Annotated in this window: 16 protein-coding genes; 4 read left to right on the top strand and 12 right to left on the bottom strand. The window is 59.7% G+C overall.

Annotated elements, in window-relative coordinates:
• Positions 1 to 169 precede the first annotated feature (169 nt).
• Positions 170 to 1,048: an ATP-dependent sacrificial sulfur transferase LarE gene (locus tag CHY22_RS08605; protein WP_089573500.1), complete on the top strand. Its 879-nt coding sequence runs from the start codon at positions 170 to 172 to the stop codon at positions 1,046 to 1,048.
• A gap of 142 nt (positions 1,049 to 1,190) precedes the next feature.
• Here CHY22_RS08605 and CHY22_RS08600 read toward each other — a convergent pair whose 3' ends face one another.
• The 6 genes from CHY22_RS08600 to CHY22_RS08575 all read right to left on the bottom strand — a co-directional run bounded on the left by CHY22_RS08600 (position 1,191) and on the right by CHY22_RS08575 (position 7,189).
• Positions 1,191 to 1,643 (bottom strand): PTS sugar transporter subunit IIA, encoded by a 453-nt coding sequence (locus CHY22_RS08600; protein ID WP_089573499.1) that lies wholly within the window; start codon positions 1,641 to 1,643, stop codon positions 1,191 to 1,193.
• 12 nt (positions 1,644 to 1,655) lie between these two features.
• Positions 1,656 to 2,594: a transketolase family protein gene (locus CHY22_RS08595; protein WP_089573498.1), complete on the bottom strand. Its 939-nt coding sequence runs from the start codon at positions 2,592 to 2,594 to the stop codon at positions 1,656 to 1,658.
• The gene (locus tag CHY22_RS08590) at positions 2,594 to 3,424 is read right to left on the bottom strand and encodes a transketolase (RefSeq protein ID WP_089573497.1); all 831 of its coding nucleotides are present in this window, start codon (positions 3,422 to 3,424) and stop codon (positions 2,594 to 2,596) included. The genes CHY22_RS08595 and CHY22_RS08590 overlap by 1 nt, the downstream gene beginning before the upstream one ends.
• A 64-nt stretch (positions 3,425 to 3,488) precedes the next feature.
• Positions 3,489 to 4,172, bottom strand: coding sequence for a fructose-6-phosphate aldolase (fsa, locus tag CHY22_RS08585; protein WP_006235616.1), 684 nt, complete (start codon positions 4,170 to 4,172; stop codon positions 3,489 to 3,491).
• 125 nt (positions 4,173 to 4,297) lie between these two features.
• Positions 4,298 to 5,572: a class II D-tagatose-bisphosphate aldolase, non-catalytic subunit gene (locus CHY22_RS08580; protein WP_006235615.1), complete on the bottom strand. Its 1,275-nt coding sequence runs from the start codon at positions 5,570 to 5,572 to the stop codon at positions 4,298 to 4,300.
• A gap of 144 nt (positions 5,573 to 5,716) precedes the next feature.
• Positions 5,717 to 7,189 carry a fructose-specific PTS transporter subunit EIIC gene (locus CHY22_RS08575; RefSeq protein ID WP_089573496.1) on the bottom strand — a complete coding sequence of 491 codons (1,473 nt, stop codon included), beginning with the start codon at positions 7,187 to 7,189 and terminating at the stop codon, positions 5,717 to 5,719.
• Positions 7,190 to 7,604: 415 nt separating this feature from the next.
• Here CHY22_RS08575 and CHY22_RS08570 point away from each other — a divergent pair, with 415 nt between their 5' ends.
• Both CHY22_RS08570 and CHY22_RS08565 read left to right on the top strand, forming a co-directional pair.
• On the top strand, positions 7,605 to 8,615 hold the full coding sequence (locus CHY22_RS08570; protein WP_233502874.1) for a LacI family DNA-binding transcriptional regulator: 1,011 nt from the start codon (positions 7,605 to 7,607) through the stop codon (positions 8,613 to 8,615).
• A gap of 129 nt (positions 8,616 to 8,744) precedes the next feature.
• Positions 8,745 to 9,704 (top strand): DNA/RNA non-specific endonuclease, encoded by a 960-nt coding sequence (locus tag CHY22_RS08565; protein WP_089573494.1) that lies wholly within the window; start codon positions 8,745 to 8,747, stop codon positions 9,702 to 9,704.
• A gap of 129 nt (positions 9,705 to 9,833) precedes the next feature.
• Here CHY22_RS08565 and CHY22_RS08560 read toward each other — a convergent pair whose 3' ends face one another.
• The 4 genes from CHY22_RS08560 to CHY22_RS08545 all read right to left on the bottom strand — a co-directional run bounded on the left by CHY22_RS08560 (position 9,834) and on the right by CHY22_RS08545 (position 14,630).
• Entirely contained in the window at positions 9,834 to 11,909 is a 2,076-nt protein-coding gene (locus CHY22_RS08560; protein ID WP_089573493.1) for an elongation factor G, read from the bottom strand.
• Between the two features lie 310 nt (positions 11,910 to 12,219).
• Positions 12,220 to 12,984, bottom strand: coding sequence for an amino acid ABC transporter ATP-binding protein (locus tag CHY22_RS08555; protein ID WP_089573492.1), 765 nt, complete (start codon positions 12,982 to 12,984; stop codon positions 12,220 to 12,222).
• Positions 12,977 to 13,615: an amino acid ABC transporter permease gene (locus CHY22_RS08550; RefSeq protein WP_089573491.1), complete on the bottom strand. Its 639-nt coding sequence runs from the start codon at positions 13,613 to 13,615 to the stop codon at positions 12,977 to 12,979. The genes CHY22_RS08555 and CHY22_RS08550 overlap by 8 nt, the downstream gene beginning before the upstream one ends.
• A gap of 154 nt (positions 13,616 to 13,769) precedes the next feature.
• Positions 13,770 to 14,630, bottom strand: a complete 861-nt coding sequence (locus CHY22_RS08545) for a transporter substrate-binding domain-containing protein (protein WP_089573490.1) — start codon at positions 14,628 to 14,630, stop codon at positions 13,770 to 13,772.
• 337 nt (positions 14,631 to 14,967) lie between these two features.
• On the opposite strand from CHY22_RS08545, the gene rlmD reads away from it, so the two are divergent.
• A complete protein-coding gene (gene rlmD, locus CHY22_RS08540; RefSeq protein ID WP_089573489.1) occupies positions 14,968 to 16,416 on the top strand; it encodes a 23S rRNA (uracil(1939)-C(5))-methyltransferase RlmD in 1,449 nt (482 codons plus the stop codon).
• A gap of 77 nt (positions 16,417 to 16,493) precedes the next feature.
• Here the strand turns inward: rlmD and CHY22_RS08535 are convergent, their stop codons facing one another.
• Entirely contained in the window at positions 16,494 to 17,315 is an 822-nt protein-coding gene (locus tag CHY22_RS08535; RefSeq protein WP_089573488.1) for a phosphatase, read from the bottom strand.
• A gap of 159 nt (positions 17,316 to 17,474) precedes the next feature.
• Positions 17,475 to 18,665 carry a pyridoxal phosphate-dependent aminotransferase gene (locus CHY22_RS08530; RefSeq protein WP_089573487.1) on the bottom strand — a complete coding sequence of 397 codons (1,191 nt, stop codon included), beginning with the start codon at positions 18,663 to 18,665 and terminating at the stop codon, positions 17,475 to 17,477.
• Between the last annotated feature and the right edge of the window lie 175 nt (positions 18,666 to 18,840).

Below are 18,840 nucleotides of genomic sequence, written 5' to 3'. Positions count from 1 at the left end.
GTCCCCCATCGCTTCGCGCTGCTGTACTCCCGCAACTTTACCGCACCTGTAAACTTGTATATAACGTATATAGCATATTGCACTTTCGTTACATAGATAGAAGTCTTATGACAAGCGACTCGGTAGGATTATAGTTTTCGACCGAGTACTCAACGGCAAGGATCGACTTATGCTTTCAGACACCACCGCACCCGCAGAGGGGCTTCAGGACAAACTCGCAGCGCTCGAGCAGCTGCTTTTAGCATACGGACGCGTCGCCATCGGCTTTTCCGGTGGCGTCGACAGCAGCTTTTTGGCCGCGGTCTGCGCCCGCATCATGCCCGCCAGCACGCTTCTCGTTCACCTCACCACGCCGCTCATCGGCACGCCCGAGCAGGCTTCGTTTGAGCGGGCGGTTGACGGGCAGGCCGATGAGGGGCCGCATTTTAAGCTTCCCGTACTCAACCTCTCGGTCGATCAGCTGCAGCTCCCCCAGGTAGCCTGCAACGACGCCGACCGCTGCTACCACTGCAAGCGCGCCGGCTTTACCGCCATCGTCAACCACGCCAAGTCGCTGGGCTTTCCCACCGTCATCGACGGCAGCAACGCAAGCGACCGCGGCGACTACCGCCCCGGCATGCGCGCCGCCCAGGAGCTCGGCGTGCGCTCGCCGCTTATGGAGGTCGGCTTTACCAAGGACGAGGAGCGCGAGCTGCTACGCGCCTGGGGATACCCCGTCTGGAACCTGCCGGCAGGAGCCTGCCTGGCCACGCGAGTCCCCACGGGCGAGGAGCTCACGCGCGAGAAGGTCGATGTAATCCGCACCTGTGAGGACTACCTACACGACCTTGGCCTGGACCAGGTCCGCGCACGCCTCGTCGGCGGCTGCATGCATATCGAGGCCGAGCCGGCAGACGTCGCCAAGATCGCCGCCCTCAGCGGTGCCGCCGTCGACGCCGAAGGCAAGACCCCGCTGCCCGCCGCCATCGAGTCCACGCTGCGCGAGCTGGGCTGCGGCCATATCTCCCCCGAGGTCACCCCCTACATCCACGGCAACATGAACCTTTAAGTTACGCCGTTTAACCTACCAAAAAGGGACAGGTTTATTTTGGCAGGTTTTATCTGGGGAAACGCAGACAGGGCCGCGACGCCTATAGCGTCGCGGCCCTTTTCCTTGGAGAAGGATCGATTAATGGAACGGAGAGCCCGTTCTAGCCCTCGAGCCCGGCGTTGATGAGCTCGGCAATCTCGACAGGATCGGTGCTTTCGCGCACCCTGTCACGGAAGCCAGCATCCATCAGCATCACGGCAGCCTTGGAGAGCAGACGCAGGTGCGTGGTTCCCGCTTCGCCGGCGGGCACGTACAGCGCGAGCGCCACATCGACGGGCACGCCATCAAAGCTCGGCCACTCAACAGGCTCGGACAGCTTGAGCACGGCCACGCCCGGCGTATGGATCGCATCGCTCTTGGCATGCGGAACGGCAAAACCGGCGACGAGGCCAGTCTCGGCCTCGTTTTCGCGAGCAATAAAAGCCGCCTCTACAGCAGACGCGTCATCGGCAAAACCAAGCTCAACAGCCTGCTCGGACAGATAATGCAGCGCGTCCTCGCGCGAGGCGGCGGCGTAGCCAATCGTCACTTGGTTGGCAGATACAAACCCCATGGAAAGCCTTCCTTACAACACGGACCTGACCGCAGCTTCGATGCCGTCGGCGTCCAAACCGTACTTATGCAGCAAATCGACCGCAGGGCCGGACTCGCCGTACACATCGCGCACGCCGACGCGACGCATCGGCACTGGATGCTGCTCCGCGAGCACCGAGGCAACGGCCTCGCCAAGACCACCGATAATCGAATGCTCCTCGGCGGTGACCACGCGACCGGTCTTCTTGGCGCTGGCAACCACCAAACGCTCATCGAGCGGTTTGATCGTATGCATGTTGATGACCTCAGCATCGATGCCGTCGGCAGCGAGCGCCTCGGCAACAGCGAGTGCCTCAGCGACCATGAGACCGCACGCGACGATCGTGACATCAGAGCCCTCCCGTACAACAACACCGCGGCCGATCTTGAACTCGTAGTCCTCGTGATCGTTGATGACCGGTGTTGCCAGGCGGCCGAAGCGCATGTAGACCGGCCCCTCAAACTCATAGGCGGCGCGCACACAGGCGCGGGCCTCGACATCGTCGGCGGGAACGACCACCGTCATACCCGGAATCGTACGCATGAGTGCGATATCCTCGCAGCACTGGTGCGTGGCGCCGTCCTCGCCCACCGAAATGCCGGCATGGGTGGCGCCAATCTTGACGTTGAGGTGCGGGTAGCCAATGGAATTGCGGACCTGCTCGTAGGCGCGACCGGCGGCAAACATCGCAAAGGTGCTCGCAAAAGCAACGCGGCCCGTGGTCGCGATGCCGGCGGCAAGACCCATCAGGTTGCTCTCGGCGATGCCGGCATCGTAAAAGCGCTCAGGATGGGCAGTCTTAAACTTACCCGTCTGCGTAGCGGCAGCCAGGTCGGCATCGAGCACTACAAAGTCATCGTGCTCATTGCCCAGCTCGACGAGTGCCTCGCCGTAGCTTACGCGCGTGGCGACTTTTTTGACCTCTGCCATTAGAGTTCCTCTCCTGCTGCCGCGAGCTCGGCCATGGCCTGCTCAAACTGCTCGTCATTGGGCGCCTTGCCATGCCAGCCAACCTGGTTCTCCATAAAGGAGACGCCTTTGCCCTTCACCGTCTCGGCGATGATAGCGACGGGCGCGCCGGTCACCTCGCGAGCTTCGGCGAAAGCCGCCTCAATCTGCGCCATGTCGTTGCCATCGGCTAGCTCTATCACATGCCACTTAAAGGCGCGGAACTTGTCGGCAAGCGGCATGGCCGAGTTGACTTCATCGATCGTGCCGTCAATCTGCAAGCCGTTGTGGTCGACGACGGCAACAAGATTGTCGAGCGCATGGTTGCCGGCAAACATAGCCGCCTCCCACACCTGGCCTTCCTCGCACTCACCGTCGCCCAGCAACGTGTAGACACGGTAGCTGTCGCCCCAGTGCTTAGCGGCAAGCGCCATTCCAACTGCAGCAGAGATGCCCTGACCGAGCGAGCCGGTGGACATATCGATGCCTGGGGTATCGTTCATGTTGGGATGGCCCTGCAGTCGGCTGCCAATATGGCGTAGCGTCTCGAGCTCTTCGACGGGAAAATAGCCGCGATTTGCCAACACCGAATACAGGCCCGGCGCCGCGTGACCCTTGGAGAGCACAAAGCGGTCGCGATCGGCCTTGTGAGGGTCGGCAGGATCGATATTCATTTCCTCAAAGTACAGATACGTCATGATGTCGGCTGCACCGAGCGATCCACCCGGATGTCCCGACTTGGCCGCGTGAACCGCAGTCACGACACCCTTCCTGACCTCATTGGCGACCTTCGCCAGCTCCTGGTTGGTCATACGAATTCCTCTCTTGAGAACAACCCCGGCACCGGATGGCGCGATGCCGAGGGCAACCCGGTCGTTAAGCCTGAGCGACGACCTTCTGCCAGTCAGCCTCAAAAGAGGCGAGGCCCTGGTCGGTCAGCGGGTGATGCAGGCACTTCTTGAGAGCGGCCATGGGCACGGTCGCGATGTCGGCACCAAGAAGAGCCGCCTGGGTCACGTGGTTGGGCGTGCGGACCGAAGCGGTGATGATCTCGACGGTGTCGTCGACGTTCTTGCCGGTCCAGTCATAGTTCTTGATGCATGTCACGACATTGTCGAGCTGCGAGATGCCGTCCTCGGCGATGTCGTCAAAGCGGCCGACAAACGGGCTGATGTAGCGGGCACCGGCGTTGGCGGCCATGAGGGCCTGCGTCGGCGAGAAAACAAGCGTCATGTTGACGCGCACGCCCGCATCGGCCAGGGCGCGGCAGGCGGCGAGGCCGGCCTCGCACACGGGAAGCTTGACCACGATGTTGGGAGCCAGGGCGGCAAGACGCTTGCCCTCCTCGATCATGCCCTCGGCAGTGGTCGCGGTGGACTCAGCAGACACGGGCAGGCCCTCGCAGAGCTCGGCAATCTTGAGCATATGGGGCTCAAAGTCGGCGAGCTTGCCGCCGGTCTTGGCGTACAGGGACGGGTTGGTGGTGACGCCGGCAAGGCAGCCCCAGCTCTTGGCCTCGGCGATCTCGTCAAGGTTGGCGGTATCGATAAAGAACTTCATGGTGCAAACTCCTTCGGAGGAATCCAAAACTCAAAAGAAAGGACAAAGGGGATGCCCCTTTGTCCTATGTGCCGGGCCTGCAGCTGGGACATGCCCCAGGCCCGGCGTCGTGTAGGAAAAACTACTTAGTCCTCGAGAGCCTTCTCGATGCGGCTCGTGACGCCCTTGAGGTTAAGACCGACGACATACTGCTTGATCGGGCGCTTGATGTGCTCGATCACAAAGCGCTTGCCGTCGATGTCTTGGGCAGCGAGGTTGCGATAGAGCTTCTCGACCTGCTCCTTGACCTCGGGATCGTTGAACGCGTAGTGGCCGGAGACATCCAGAATCTTCAGGCTGAGCTCGTCGTCGGCCAGAATGTCGTCAACCTGCAGGTTGACATCGTCGCCAGTCATCCACTTGCGCCAGCGCTCGGTCTTGATGGCCTTGACCAGCAGCGTGTGATACAGGTCGGAGGGATCGTCGCACAGGCCGTTGTCGACCAGAATCTGCTCGGTAGCGCAGAGTTTGAGGTAAGCGCGGGTCTCCTCGGTGCCATACTGCGGAGCAACGTTGGAGGCGGTCACGTGTGCCGGGATATGCTCGAGCAGCGTCGCGTCATCCAGGTAGTCGGCGTTGTGCTCCTTCAGACCCACGCCGTAGCGCTTGGCCATATCGGCAAGCTCGCGAGCGTTCTTGAAGTTGTAGTGACCGACCTGCTCGGTCCAACGGGTGAGCGTACCGGTCTGGCCGACGATAAAGGTGGGCATGGGGCAGCCGCGCTTCTCGAGCTCGGGCTGCAGCTGAGAAATGAACTCCTCGTACTTATCGGTAGAGGTCAAGCCGCCATTGGTCTCCTCGGTACCGACCTCATAGGCAACCTCGGGCAGGTTATGCTCGCGACGGTATTGCTCAAGGTAGTCGATAAGATCGATCGTACGGCGAAGCACCACGTCGAGCGGAATAACCTTGCCGATCTGATAGGGGTCCTTGGTGGGGTCGACCATCAGCAGGTCAAAGCCCGCCTCCATGTCGGCGACAAAGGACTTGCGGGCGAGCTCCATGGCCTCGTCCTCGGGCAGGTGGGCGTTACGCTCCTCGTCGCGCTGCCACGGACCGCCGTGATCGCGGCACAGGTAGTACGGACCGGTGTAGCCCACCTCGTCGGCAACCTTCTTAATGTCGGCGGCAAAGCGCGTCTGGTCCCAGCCGTTGACGTAGCCGGCGCCCATCTCGTCCATATCGACCTGGTTGCGGCTAGCGATAAACATGGGCGGGAAATCCTCGTCCTTGGCAAGCTCGAACACGGCCTGAATCAGGTTGGGGCTCATGGGGCCAATGCCGACCATGGTTGCGTGATCGCCGCTATCCTGCAGCTTGAGCATGCCCTGAACGGCCTGACGGATGGTGAGATTGGACATTTTGTTCTCCTTCTCCAGAGGATTTTTGACAAAAGTTCCCTGGGACCCAGATGCGGGCCCTATCAGTGCAGATGGATTTTGTTGTGTAGGGGCGGTTGTGCGGAGTCAAATCCATCCCTCCGCACAACCGGAGTCCTTAAAGGTTTACTTGGCCTGCTTATCGAGCGTGGGCTTCATGGCAATCAGGATTGCAGCGGCAACCACAGAGCCAATCACGATGTCCAGGCAGAACAGCGCGACGTTGTTGGTGGCCAGGGCGACAATAAAGCCACCATGCGGAACATAGCAGTCGATGCCCTGGAAGGCGGCAAGCGCCGCGCCCACGGCAGAGCCGATGCAAATGCCGGGCAGGGTGTGGCCAAGATCCTTGACCGCGAAGGGAATAGCGCCCTCGGTAATACCGATGCAGCCCATGAACAGCGCAGAGATGCCCATCTGACGGTCGGCGTCATCGAACTTGTTCTTGGCAATGAGCGCTGCAAGACCGCAGGCAATCGGGGGAATGGCGACGGCGACGCGGAACATACCGTTGGGGCCATAGATGCCGGAGGCCATGATGGCCATAGTGAAGGTCGAAGCGGTCTTATTGATGGGGCCACCCATATCGAAGGCGGTCATAACGCCAATGACCAGGCCCAAGACGACGGCGGAGCCGCCCTGCAGGCTACCGAGCACGCTGGTGAGCCAATCCATCACAAAGCCAAGCGGCGTGGCCAGGATGTAGATGTAGGCCATGCCCAGGACGAGCGAAGTCAGAATCGGGATGATCAGGATCGGCATGATGGTCTGGATGGTGTTGTTGACCTTCCAGGTCTTCATCCAGCGGACAAAGTAACCGCAGATGACAGCCATGATCATGGCGCCCAAGAAGCCGGTCGAAACGCTGTTGCCGCTCGGGGTGACGACGGCGTTGTTAACCAAGTAGCCCAGGACGAAGCCGGGGGCAAGTGCGGGCTTACCGGCCATCGAGTAGGCGATGTATGCCGCAAGCACCGGAATCATCATAGAGATGCCGGCCATGCCGATAGTGTTAAGGCTCACCATCAACGGGTTGGTGACCTCCATGCCGCTAGCACCGGCAGTACCGGATGCCAACGAGAAGGCGAGGAACACGCCACCGATAACGACGATGGGGATAAAATAGGAAACGCCGGTATTGAATGCATTGAGCAGCGTCTTGCCAGGGTCGGCAAAGATGGACTGCTTGGACGCCGGTGTCGGGGCCTGCGGGGCAGCGGAGACGGCCTTCTTCTCTGCCTTGGCCTCGGCCTTGGACGCGTCAACGGCACCGCCCGTCGCCTTGATGATCTCGACAGCCTGGTCGATAATCTTTACCGGATCGGCGATTACATCCGAGGTGCCGACCTTGAGGAACTTGCCCTCGGCCATCTTTTGCTCAAAACGGTCCTCGTTCTCGACACCCACGTCGACGGACTCGAGCACCAGGTCGGCGGAATCAACGTCTTCCTGCGTGAGCTCATTCTCGATACCCAGACCACCCTGAGCCTCGACTTTGCACTCGATGCCACGAGCGGCGCATTCATCCTGAATCGCCTTCTGGGCCATATACGTGTGGGCGATACCCACGGTACAGGCGGCAACGCCTACGATCTTCATTGCTTCCCTCTTTTCATAGAGTTGCGTGCGCAAGACACCGTTTGCGGAGGCCTCCGGAGCATCCCCTGCCGTTTGGACTTGCTGTCTTTTCGACAAGACCAATATAGGTGCTCGTTTTTCTTAATGCCAGTTTATTTCGGTAAACGCGCAGGTCAGAGCGTTGGTTACGCTATTTAGTTATGCGTTTAACTAAAAATGAATCCTGCGATTTTACCCTCGATTTCAAAAGTCAAGAAGTATTTGATTTTCTCGGTAGACGGCAGATGCGCATGCCGGTCACAAATTTCGACCCCACCCATATACCGCATTTGTTGCATACTCATATGAAAGGAAAAAGTCGCTCACCAAAGCGCATCCCTCACCAAGACTCAAAGTCATCATGTTGGAAAATGCTCTTCTGTCGGAAGGAGTCGCTGTGGCAAAACAGCGCGTTACGATCGCAGACGTCGCTCGAGAGGCGGGAACCTCGACGGCAAGCGTCTCGTATTACCTCAACGACAAACGAGAAAAGCTTAGCGAGAAGACGCAGGCAAAGATTGCGCGCGTCATCAAGGAACTCGGATACGTTCCCAACGCCCAAGCGCAAACGCTCACCGGCAAGCAAACCCACGTCATCGCCATCATCATCTTGGATAACACCAACAAATGGGCAGGCCTCGTCCTCAACGGCATGGAGCAGGTCATGCTCCCCGCGGGCTACCAGACGGTCGTTTGCACGAGCAACTTTAATCCCGAGACCGAGCTCATGTATGTCGACAAAATGCTCTCACTGGGCGTCGATGGTTTTATCATCCAGCCCACGGCAAATTTCAAGGCAGTCCACGACCGCATCAAGCGCGCCGACAAGCCCGTCGTCTTTTTTGACGCGGCCATCTACAGCCCAGGCACCAGCTGGATCAAAACCAACCTCTACGACGGCGTGTACAATGCCACGCAGGCGCTTCTCGACGCCGGCTACGAAGACTTCTTTTCCATCGCCGCCAACATGACCGAAATGCGCACTCGCATGGAACGTTTTCAGGGATATGCCGAGGCATTGGCCGCGAATGGGCAGCTCTACAAAGCCATCCCCATCGATCACAACAAGCCGTCAATCAACGAGCTTACCGAATACTTTAAATACAAGTTCAACCCCGCCAAGCGCACGCTCATCTTCGTACAAAACCAATGGGCGCTTCCCCGTGTCTACAAGGCCCTCCAACCCATGGCCCATCTACTTCCGCAGCAAATAGGTCTTTTGGGACTCAACTGCGAAGACTGGACCAACCTCACCACGCCGACCGTCTCCACGATCATCGAGCCCGTCGACCAGGAAGGCAGGGAGGCGGCCGAGATGCTGCTCGCCTTGCTTGATGGCAGCAGCCAACCCGGCGAGCAGCGCATTCTCGAGTGCAAGCTCAACTGGCTCGACTCCACCTCGATCTAGCCATACGTCAAATATGAAGCAAATGAACCAGTAGCGTTTGTCCCAAATCTTAAGTATTTGTTCGACAGAACGGCCTCTGCCGGCTCCTGCTAGACTGGTAGATTCCCAACCGTCCATCCAGGAGCCTCAATGTCGCGCAAGTCCGCCTACAAGCAAGCACTTTCCATCGGCACCGCCGTGGTGCTGGGGTTTGCGCTGTTTACGGGATCGCTCGATGGGGCGCCCAAGTTGCTGTCGCCGCAAAGTGATGAGCAGGCGGCGGCCCTGGCCGAGAAGCAAAACGAGAGTCCCAGCCGCACCGACGACGAGGCGGACTTGGTCGCCCGGCTCGAATCGGGAACAGCGAGCTCCGAGGACTCCGGCAATGGCTCCGAATCCGCCACGACCAACGGCAACGTTGCCGAGGACAGCTCCGCTACCCCCATCGACGAGGTCGAAAACCCCGACCTCAACCGCGCGCGCGGCGTATACCTCACCAGCATTCCTGACTACGCCGGTAACCCCTACGTCGCCCTTCGCGCCGATGGTACGCACCCGCTTGGCACGCCGTCGTTCACGCTCGATGAATACGAACGGGCCACCGAAGAGGGCTGCTTTAAGAAGTTCTCTAAACTCGACAGCCTGGGCCGTACCCGCAAAGCGCTCGCCTGCATAGGGCCCGAATCGCTCGGCCAAGGCAAGCGCGGTGATATCTCGCGTATCCATCCCGCCGGTTGGCACCAGCAGCGCTACGACTTTATTCCAGGCCAGAGCCTCTACAACCGCTGCCACCTCATCGCCTGGTCGCTCTGCGGCGAAAATGCCAATCGCAAGAATCTCCTCACCGGCACGCGCTATCTCAACGAGACGGGCATGCTGCCGTTTGAGGAGCAAATTCTTAACTACATCCACGACACGGGCAACCATGTTCTCTATCGCGTCACACCCATGTATAACGAAGAGGAACTTGTCTGCCGTGGCGTGCGCCTCGAGGCGCAATCGGTCGAGGACCACGGCAAGGCCCTCTGCTTCCACGTATATTGCTACAACCTGCAGCCGCATGCGCAGATCGACTACGCCACCGGCCGCAATCAGGCCTCGGGGGACTAGGGCCGACTAAGCTGCCCCAAAACCTAACATGATCCGTTTTCCTCCGTCCCCTAGGGATCAAAAAGGGCCGCCCTGGATTGCCCAGAGCGGCCCTTGCATCGGCATGTATGTTGCAGGCAAAGCCCCGCGCTACTTGGCGCGGCCCTCCTCATAGCGCTCGACCAGCTTGGCCTGAACGTCATAGGGCACCTGCTCATAGCCCGCGGGCTTCATGGTAAAGTCGCCCGTGCCGCGCGTGATGGAGCGCAGGCGCGTCGAGTAATCCGTCAGCTCGGCCAGCGGCGCCTGGGCAATGACCACGGTGTCTCCGCGCTCATCGGTCTCCATGCCCGTCACGCGACCGCGCGAGGCCGAGATGTCGCCCATCACGGCGCCGGCGTAGCTCTCGGGGATTGTCACCGTGATTTCCTCGATGGGCTCCAGCACCACCGGGTCGGCATCGGCGCATGCCTTGCGCAGGCCGATGCGAGCCGCCGCGCGGAACGCCATCTCGTTGGAGTCGACGCTGTGATACGAACCGTCGTACACCGCGACGCGAATGCCCGTGAGCGGGTAGCCGGCAATAATACCGTCCTTCATGGTCTCCTGGACGCCCTTGTCCACGGCGGGAATCAGCGAGCGCGGGATGCGGCCGCCCACGACCTCGTCCACGAACTCATAGCCGTCGCTCGTGCCGTCGGGCCCAATAAGCGGCTCCACGCGCAGCCAGCAGTCGCCGTACTGACCGGCGCCGCCGGTCTGCTTCTTGTGGCGACCCTGGGCGCTCGCCGTGCGGCGGATGGTCTCACGATACGGAATGCGGATCGGCACGCTCTTGGCGGCGACCTTGGTGCGGTCCTCCAGACGGTTGAGCAGCACCGAAACCTGTGCCTCACCCACGGCGGAGATAATGGTCTGGCCAGTCTCCTCGTCGCGGTCGATGCTCATGGTCGGGTCTGCCTTGCAGGCCTTCTCGATAAACGTGTAGAGCTTCTCCTCGTCGCCGCGGTTCTCGGCCTCGATGGCAATGCGGTACTGCGAGTTGGGGAACTTAAACGCCGCTGCCTCGACCTTACCGGTAATGGAGAGCGTGTCACCCGTCTCTGCCGCCAACTTTGGCGCCACGATAATGTCGCCGGCATAGGCGTGACCGACCTCGGTCATGTCGCGGCCGCACATCACATACAGGTGAGCCAAACGATCGCTCTTGCGGGTACGCGCGTTGACCAACTCAAGACCCGGCTCAAGCGTGCCCGTCAGCACCTTGATAAAGCTGATGCGGCCCTGCTGCGGATCGGCCAGCGTCTTAAACACAAACGCCACCGGACGGTCATCGTCACTCGAAATCTTAAGCGAATCACCGTCGATGAGCGGCATCTCGCCGTAGTCGGTCGGCGCCGGGAAGTACGTGGCGATGTCGTCCATCAGCGAGCTGACGCCCTGCTCCTTAATGCAATCGCCCGCAAAGACCGGCACAAAGATGCGCTCGGCGATCGCCTTAGACAGCAGGCCTTCAAGCTCCTCCTGCGTCAGCGTCTCCTCGCCTTCCAGGTATTTCATCATCAGCTCGTCGTCAGCCTCGGCCACCAGCTCGCACAGATGGTCATGGGCCTCCTCGGCCTGGGCACGATACTCCTCGGGAATCTCCGACTCAACGGCCTCGGCGCCGTTGCAGTGGCGCGCCTTCATGCGCACCAGGTCGATGATGCCGTCAAAGTCCTCGCCCTCGCCCCAGGGAAGAGTCACGGCGCCCAGGCGCGTACCAAAGCGCTCCTGCAGCAGGTCCATTGTGGTCGCAAAGCTGGCCTCGGAGCGCGACAGGCGGTTTACGAACACCGCACGCGCCAGGCGCAGGTCCTCGGCGGCATACCAGAGCTTAACCGTCGTAGGCTGCGGGCCGGCCTCGGCGTCGACCACAAACAGAGCCGTCTCGCAGACGCTCATCGCGGCAAAGGCGTCGCCGATAAAATCGGGGTAGCACGGGGCATCGAGCACATTGATGCGCGCGCCCTTCCAGTCGATCGGCGCAATGGTCGTCGAGATGGAAAATGCACGCTTAACCTCTTCGGGGTCATAGTCGAGCGTGGGCTTGGTGCCGTCGTGGCCGCCCAGGCGGGCGGTCTTGCCGGAAAGGTGGAGCATGGCCTCGGCGAGTGAAGTCTTGCCCACCCCGCCTTGGCCTACGAGCACCACGTTCCTTACGTTACCGGTCTTGGGAGCACCCATGATGACCTCCTTGCAGGGCCGCGCGCAATGCGCGACGCCAACGGGGAGAGTTCGCGGTCGGTGCCGTCCCGGGAGCAGCATGGTCGGCAGCCGAGCCGACTCACCCTCCAAATGTCCTATGCCACCACCCTACCCTCACGAGCGGCTGTCCATGCATACCTTTCGGCACACGTATGAATACAGGCGGCGAGAGGAAGAGACAAGCTTGTGAGGCAATTATTGAACCTCGTCGATGTAAACAAAAAGCCGCCACAGACCGTAAGACCTGTGGCGGCTTCGCCTCAATTAATAGTTGAGTAAATACCTGAGCCTATCCCTCGATACGGCTCAAGAACTCACGCGTGCGCCGCTCGCGCGGATGGTCGATGACCTGCTCGGCAGGACCCTCCTCGACAATACGACCGCCATCCATAAAGACCACGCGGTCGGCAACATCGCGCGCAAACTGCATTGCGTGGGTCACGATCACCATCGTCATGTTCTGCGCAGCGAGGTCCTTAATGACACGCAGCACCTCGGCCGTCAGCTCGGGATCGAGCGCCGAGGTCGGCTCGTCAAAGAACAGGATCTCCGGGTCGAGCGCTAGGGCGCGGGCAATACTCACGCGCTGCTGCTGACCGCCCGAAAGCTCACACGGAACCTTATTCTCGTTGCCCATAAGCCCCATCTGAGCAATCAATTCATACGCACGAGCTTCCGCCTGCTCGCGCGGGCGCTTAAGCACGCGGATCGGCGCGTCGATGATGTTTTTCATCACGGTATAGTGCGGGAACAGGTTGTAATTTTGGAACACCAGGCCGAATCGCGAGCGCGCCTGCTTGGGCACGTCGCCTTTCGCATAGACCGCACCCGGCCCCGCGTCCGTCGCAACGGCAAGGTCGCCAAACGAGAGAGAGCCTCCGTCGAGTGTCTCGAGCAGCGTGGCACACCGCAGCAGCGTAGACTTACCGCCGCCCGAAGGTCCGATAATCGCCACGACCTCACCGCGCTTGACTTCGAGTGAGATATCCTTGAGCACCTCATTGCCGCCAAACGCCTTACGCGCGCTTTCGATTTTCATCACTGAGTTAGTCATGATAATAGTCCAGCTTCTTTTCGGCGGCGCCCAGCAGCATCTCGACCACAAAGTTAAAGACCCAGTAAATCAGCGCCGCGATCGCAAACGGCACCATGCTCACTTGCGAGGCAACCAGCGCCTTGGCCGTCGAGAACATCTCCCCCACGCCGATGGCAAACGCCAGCGATGTGTCCTTGACCAGCGTGATGATCTCGTTGCCCATCGCCGGCAAAATGCGTTTGGCAACTTGCGGCATCACGATGTACAAAAATGTCTGCAGACGCGAGTAGCCCAGCACCTCGGCGGCCTCATATTGACCACGTGGAATCGACTGCAGGCCCGAGCGATAGATCTCGGCAAAGTAGCCGGCGTAGTTGATGATGAACGCCACAACGCACGCCGTCCACTTGGAATCGGGCGTGAGCGAGATGCCGAACACGTAGTACGGGGCAAAGTAGATGGCAAACATCTGTAGCATGAGCGGCGTGCCGCGCATGACCGAAATATAGATGCGCGCGATCCAGCGAAGCGGCGCAATTTTGCTCATGCGCATAAACGCCACGGGAATTCCCAGCGGAATCGACCCCAACAGCGTCAGCACAAACAGCTGCAAGCTAACCAAGAATCCCTGGCCAAGCATCTGCATCATGACTTGGATAGACAACCTACCCTCTCTTTCACAGCAACAGTACAGCGGTTTTTACTCTCAAATAGGCACAGTGCCCAAGATTGCGAGCGACAAGCCCGAAGAAGCGTACTTTGGTACGCGAGGAGGGTTGGAGCCGCAAGGTTGGGTGCTGCGGCTATTTGAGAACCCAGTTGTCGAAGGACAGACCGTATTCTGCATACTTATCGCACAGGTCCTTGACCGTACCGTCCTCATAGAGCGCCTTGAGCGACTCGGTCACGGCGTCGGCCGACTTGCTGTCGCCCTTCTTAAAGCCGACGGCGTAGTGTTCGCTGGACAGCGGCTCATCAAGCTGCGTATAGGCATCGGACTTGGCGGCCAGCTGATACTGAGCGATCGAGAGGTCACAGGCAACGGCATCGACCGCACCACTCTCGAGCTGCATAAACGCCGTGTTGTACTCACCGATGGTATCGAGCGTGGCAAACGTCGCGGCCAGATCCTTCTGGTCGCCCTCGAGCACATCCTGCGCAGCGGAATCAGTCTGGGTAATCACGGTCTTGCCGGCAAGATCGTCCCAGCTCTTGATACCCGCGTCCTTCTTGACCACCAACACCTGCTCGTTGAGCATATACGGCTCGGAGAACGTGTAGTCGTCCTCGCGGCCCTCCATGGTAAAGCCGTTCCAGATGCAGTTGATGGCGCCGGAGTTGAGCAGCGTGTCCTTGGCATCCCAATCGATGGCCTCGTAATCGACATCCCAGCCCTGCTTATCGGCAACGGCCTTGGCAAGGTCAAGGTCAAAGCCCGTGTACTCGCCGTCATCGCCCACAAAGCCGTACGGAGGGTAGGACTTGTCAAAGCCCACCACGAGCTTCTTGGACTCCGCGGCGCCCTTCACATCCTTGGCCGCGGCAGAACCAGCAGCGGAGCCCTTGCCAGCACCACCGCCGCAGCCGACAAGACCAAGGCCAAGCACCGTGGCGAGCGAGCCGGCTAGACCAACAAACTGACGACGAGACATATCGGCATTCATGGTATTCCCCCTTGATGGCACTTTAGTTAGGTAAAGTGAGTCATGTAACGTCCAGAATCATACACTTTAGCGTGATAGAGCACAAGGCGAGTTTGCCCGCCGCGTGAGGGTGTGGGGGTTAAGTTTCCTGCTCTACAGTCCTGCTCACGACGGAGGCCACATTAAGTGGCCTCCTGTTCGTGCGGAACTCGCGATAAACTTAACCCCCACACCCCTCACGCGGCGGGCAACCGTCGTTGGGCTTATCACTGACACGAATAAACCGCTTGTATATCGTCTGCTGGCTTGGCACGGTACAATACTTGCAGCTTAAATTCATGAATTAGTGGAGTTATTGATGGCAGAATCTCGTGCGGAGCGTAAGGCTCGTCGTGCTTTGATCGAGGCGGCTGAGGGGTCGGAGGAGAAAACATCTTCTAAGAAATCCAAGTCGTCTCAGGACGCGAAGGGTAAGTCGGCCAAGGGCAAGGCTAAGGCCAAGCGTCCCGGCTCTCGTCGGAGCGAGGATAAGGCATCTCAGACTCGCTCCAAGCGCTCGCATAAAGATCCGGTTTCGTCTGCGCGTAAGGTTGTGGACCCCAAGTCTCCCTGTTCGATCATGAAAGCTTGCGGTGGGTGCACGGCGCTCAATCGTCCTTATAAGAAGCAGTTGGCGGCCAAGCAGGCTGCTATGGAGGAGCTGTTTGCTGAGCTCTGTGAGCGCGAGGGTGTTGCCGTTGATCCCATTCGCGGTATGGGTGTTACCCCGGGCGACCCGGGCAAGTATCCTGCGCCGCGTGGTTTTCGTCATAAGGCTGCCACTCCGTTTGCTCCCGGCAAAGAGGGCGCTGTGCGCTGCGGATTTTTTGAACGTGGGACGCACAGGATCGTTGCTGTTCCTGAATGCCCTGTCGAGGCGCCGGGCGCTCGTCAGATTCTCAACGGCATCGCTCGCGAGGCCGAACGTCTGCACATTCCCGCCTTTAACGAAGACAAGCATCTGGGGCTGCTTCGCTATGGCGTCGTTCGCTGCGGCTGGCGCACCGACCAGATTATGGTCACCCTCGTGACCGCTCAGCGCGACTTGCCGCATGCGCAGGAGTTCTTTGAGGCCGTCGCCGCACTCGATCCGCATATTGTCACCGTCGCCCAAAACATCAACGGACGCCCCGGCAATGCCATCTTGGGCGAGGAGACCCGTATCGTCTATGGAGCCGAATGCATGCGCGATCAACTGCTCGGCTGCGACTTCGACATCTCCCCCACCGCGTTTTATCAGACCAACCCGCAGCAGACCGAACTGCTCTATCAACTCGCCATTGACGGTATGGATCTGCAGCAGGGTGACGTACTCATGGACGCCTATTGCGGTAGCGGAACTATCGGCCTGTGCGCAGCTAAAGATGCCCAGGACAAAGGTGCCGGCATTATGCTGCTCGGTGTAGAGCGCAACCCCGCCGGCATTGCCGACGCACGTCGCAACGCCGAGCTCAACGGCCTTACCCGTAACGCGTGGTTTATGGCTGACGATGCCACTGACCATATCCTCGATGCCGCCGACAACAACGAGCGTGTTGACGTTCTCTCCATCGACCCGCCGCGCGCCGGCTCCACACCCGAGTTCCTCGAAGCCGCTTGCGCGCTCAAGCCACGCCGCATCACCTATATCAGCTGCAATCCCGTGACCCAAGAGCGCGATCTGCACCAGCTCCTCGATGGAGGCTATCGCCTGCTCAAGATCACACCGGTCGACATGTTCCCCCATACCGACCACACCGAAACCGTCGTGGTCCTCGAGCGCCGCTAATCCACCCCAGTAGATTTTTGGGACAAGAAGGGGGCGACCCATCTGGGCCGCCCCCTTTACTTGGTTTATGAACGCCGTTACATGCCCTTGCGCAGGTCGCACACGCCGGCTGCCGCCATCTCGCGCAGCAGCGTCTCGCGATCGCGCGTCACGATCAAATCCAGCGGGAAGTGAATCTCGTCGAGCATCTTGCGCGCGTGATCGAGCTTGCCAATGGCCATGCCAATGTGGGCATCGGTCGACACGCCAATGCCAACGCCCAGCTCGGCGCAGCGCTCGGCGATCTTGCGGCATACGGCCCAATGCTCAGTGTCGGCACCGTGCTCAAGACTATGGTTGTTGATCTCGATAATCTTGTGCTTGGCCTTAGCCGCCAACAGCACCTCGTCGATATCGAACGGCACGCCCGAGCGCCCCGCATGCCCCAGCATGAACACCTTGGGGTGCTCCAGGGCATTGATGTACATCTCGGTCGTCTCGGCGAGCGTCGCGCCTTCGGCAAACTGCGGGTTATGCACGCTTGCCACCAAATAATCCAAATTACGCGTCACCAAATCGAACAGCGAATGCTCACGACTATACGAATCGCCGGCGATATTGAGCGAAACGGGAATGTCCTCGCCAAACAAGCTTCCGTCCAGCGAAACGATATCGGCCTCGGCGCCGCGGAGCACCAGCACGCCGCTCCAAATGCGCGGCCAGATATCCTGGTTAATAAAGAACTGGAAACTGCGCAGGTCATTGGGGCAAGGCGTAACCATCGAGCTTAAATGATCGGCGGAACCGAGCACCTGAAGGCCACGCTCCGCCGCCCAATAGATGTTCTCCTCAATGGTTGAGTACGCATGCGCGGAGAACATCGTATGAGTATGGATATCACAGGAAAGCAGGTAGGGCATCAGGTCTCCTTGTCCAGCATGGCCGTCGCGTATATTCATTGTACGCATAGCTTTCGGCAGTCGTAAAACTGCTTCATCCCAATCACACAACGGCATAGACAACGGGGTCTGGCTTAACACCAAACCCCGTTTCACGTAAAACATTGTAAGCAGAGCGCTTTACTTTGGACGATACTCGTCGGCCAGCCGCTTCCAGGCGGGCAGCGAGTTGACGATAGTCTCGTAGCTCACGCAGTAGCCCAAGCGGAACCAACCCGACATACCAAAACTGTCCGAGGGAACCGCAAGCAACTCATACTTCTTTGCGCGCTCGCAAAACGCATTCGCATCGGGCTCGAGCGCCTTCACCCACAGGTAGAACGCGCCGTCCGGCTCAACATAGGTATAGCCGTAGTCCGCCAAGGCGTCGATGAGCGCCGTACGGTTGCGAGCATAGGTCTCGACATCACTCGGCTCATCGCTGCAGTCGATAATTACGCGTTGGAAGAGCGCCGGTGCACACACGAAGCCCAGCGTACGGGCGGCACCGGCAACGGCGGGCATTAGACGAGCTGCCTGGGGATTCGTATCGGGAACCAGAATCCACCCAACTCGCTCGCCCGGTAGCGAAAGCGACTTGGAATACGAGTAGCACACGATGGTGTGCTCGTAGATCGAAGGCACCCAAGGCACCTCGGCGCCATAGACAATCTCGCGATACGGCTCATCCGAGATAAGCGTGATTGGGTTCTCGGGATCGCGCTTGGCGTTGACCTCGCGTAACACATTGGCCAGTCGCGTCAGGGTGTCGCGCGTATACACGGCACCGGTCGGGTTGTTGGGTGAGTCGATAATGACGGCAGCCGTCTTATCGGTAATCGCCTTGAGCACGTTATCCACGCTCAGCTGGAACGTATCTTCATCGGCGAGCGCCTCGACACACGTACAGCCTGCCTTCTCAATCCACACGCGATACTCCGGGAAGTACGGGGCGATAACAATGACCTCGTCACCCGGGTTCGCAACGGCATTGAGCGTGCAGGTGAGCGAAGCCGCCGCGCCCACGGTCATAAAGACATCCTTGCCCTCATAGCTCGTACCGAAGCGACGGTTGAGCGACTCAGCCACGGCGGTACGGCACTGCGGCAGGCCCGGAGCGGGCGTGTATCCGTGCAGCTGTTCGCTCGGCAGTTCAAGCGCCTTTTTGATGGACTCCGCGACGGCAGCGGGAGCAGGAACGCTCGGGTTGCCCAGCGAGAAATCGAACACGTTTTCCGCGCCGATTTGCGCCTTGCGCTCAAGGCCGTAGCTAAAAATCTCGCGGATGATGGAGCTTTCCGCACCGCGAGCATACATAGTTTCGTTGATCATCTGTTCCCCTTTCGCATAGGCGGTATTGTACGCTTTAGTCGGGCAAAGTGCCGCAGTAATGTTGATTGGGGACAGACTTAAATGCGTGAAAACGCTCATTTAAGTCTGTCCCCAATCAGCGAAATCAAAACCACCCCTAAAAGGGGTGGTTTGCTCTTAGGGTATAACCCTTGGA

Origin of the sequence: Collinsella sp. TF06-26, assembly GCF_002232035.1 — a bacterium.
Taxonomy (GTDB): domain Bacteria; phylum Actinomycetota; class Coriobacteriia; order Coriobacteriales; family Coriobacteriaceae; genus Collinsella.
The sequence above is the reverse complement of the archived record's forward strand: the minus strand, read 5'-3'. Positions and strand labels throughout refer to the sequence as shown.

Bases quoted from the DNA above. Each gene is read 5' to 3' on its own strand.
- CHY22_RS08605 (WP_089573500.1), top strand. From the start codon at position 170: ATGCTTTCAGACACCACCGCACCCGCAGAGGGGCTTCAGGACAAACTC.
- CHY22_RS08600 (WP_089573499.1), bottom strand. From the start codon at position 1,643: ATGGGGTTTGTATCTGCCAACCAAGTGACGATTGGCTACGCCGCCGCC.
- CHY22_RS08595 (WP_089573498.1), bottom strand. From the start codon at position 2,594: ATGGCAGAGGTCAAAAAAGTCGCCACGCGCGTAAGCTACGGCGAGGCA.
- CHY22_RS08590 (WP_089573497.1), bottom strand. From the start codon at position 3,424: ATGACCAACCAGGAGCTGGCGAAGGTCGCCAATGAGGTCAGGAAGGGT.
- fsa (WP_006235616.1), bottom strand. From the start codon at position 4,172: ATGAAGTTCTTTATCGATACCGCCAACCTTGACGAGATCGCCGAGGCC.
- CHY22_RS08580 (WP_006235615.1), bottom strand. From the start codon at position 5,572: ATGTCCAATCTCACCATCCGTCAGGCCGTTCAGGGCATGCTCAAGCTG.
- CHY22_RS08575 (WP_089573496.1), bottom strand. From the start codon at position 7,189: ATGAAGATCGTAGGCGTTGCCGCCTGTACCGTGGGTATCGCCCACACG.
- CHY22_RS08565 (WP_089573494.1), top strand. From the start codon at position 8,745: ATGTCGCGCAAGTCCGCCTACAAGCAAGCACTTTCCATCGGCACCGCC.
- CHY22_RS08560 (WP_089573493.1), bottom strand. From the start codon at position 11,909: ATGGGTGCTCCCAAGACCGGTAACGTAAGGAACGTGGTGCTCGTAGGC.
- CHY22_RS08555 (WP_089573492.1), bottom strand. From the start codon at position 12,984: ATGACTAACTCAGTGATGAAAATCGAAAGCGCGCGTAAGGCGTTTGGC.
- CHY22_RS08550 (WP_089573491.1), bottom strand. From the start codon at position 13,615: ATGATGCAGATGCTTGGCCAGGGATTCTTGGTTAGCTTGCAGCTGTTT.
- CHY22_RS08545 (WP_089573490.1), bottom strand. From the start codon at position 14,630: ATGAATGCCGATATGTCTCGTCGTCAGTTTGTTGGTCTAGCCGGCTCG.
- rlmD (WP_089573489.1), top strand. From the start codon at position 14,968: ATGGCAGAATCTCGTGCGGAGCGTAAGGCTCGTCGTGCTTTGATCGAG.
- CHY22_RS08535 (WP_089573488.1), bottom strand. From the start codon at position 17,315: ATGCCCTACCTGCTTTCCTGTGATATCCATACTCATACGATGTTCTCC.
- CHY22_RS08530 (WP_089573487.1), bottom strand. From the start codon at position 18,665: ATGATCAACGAAACTATGTATGCTCGCGGTGCGGAAAGCTCCATCATC.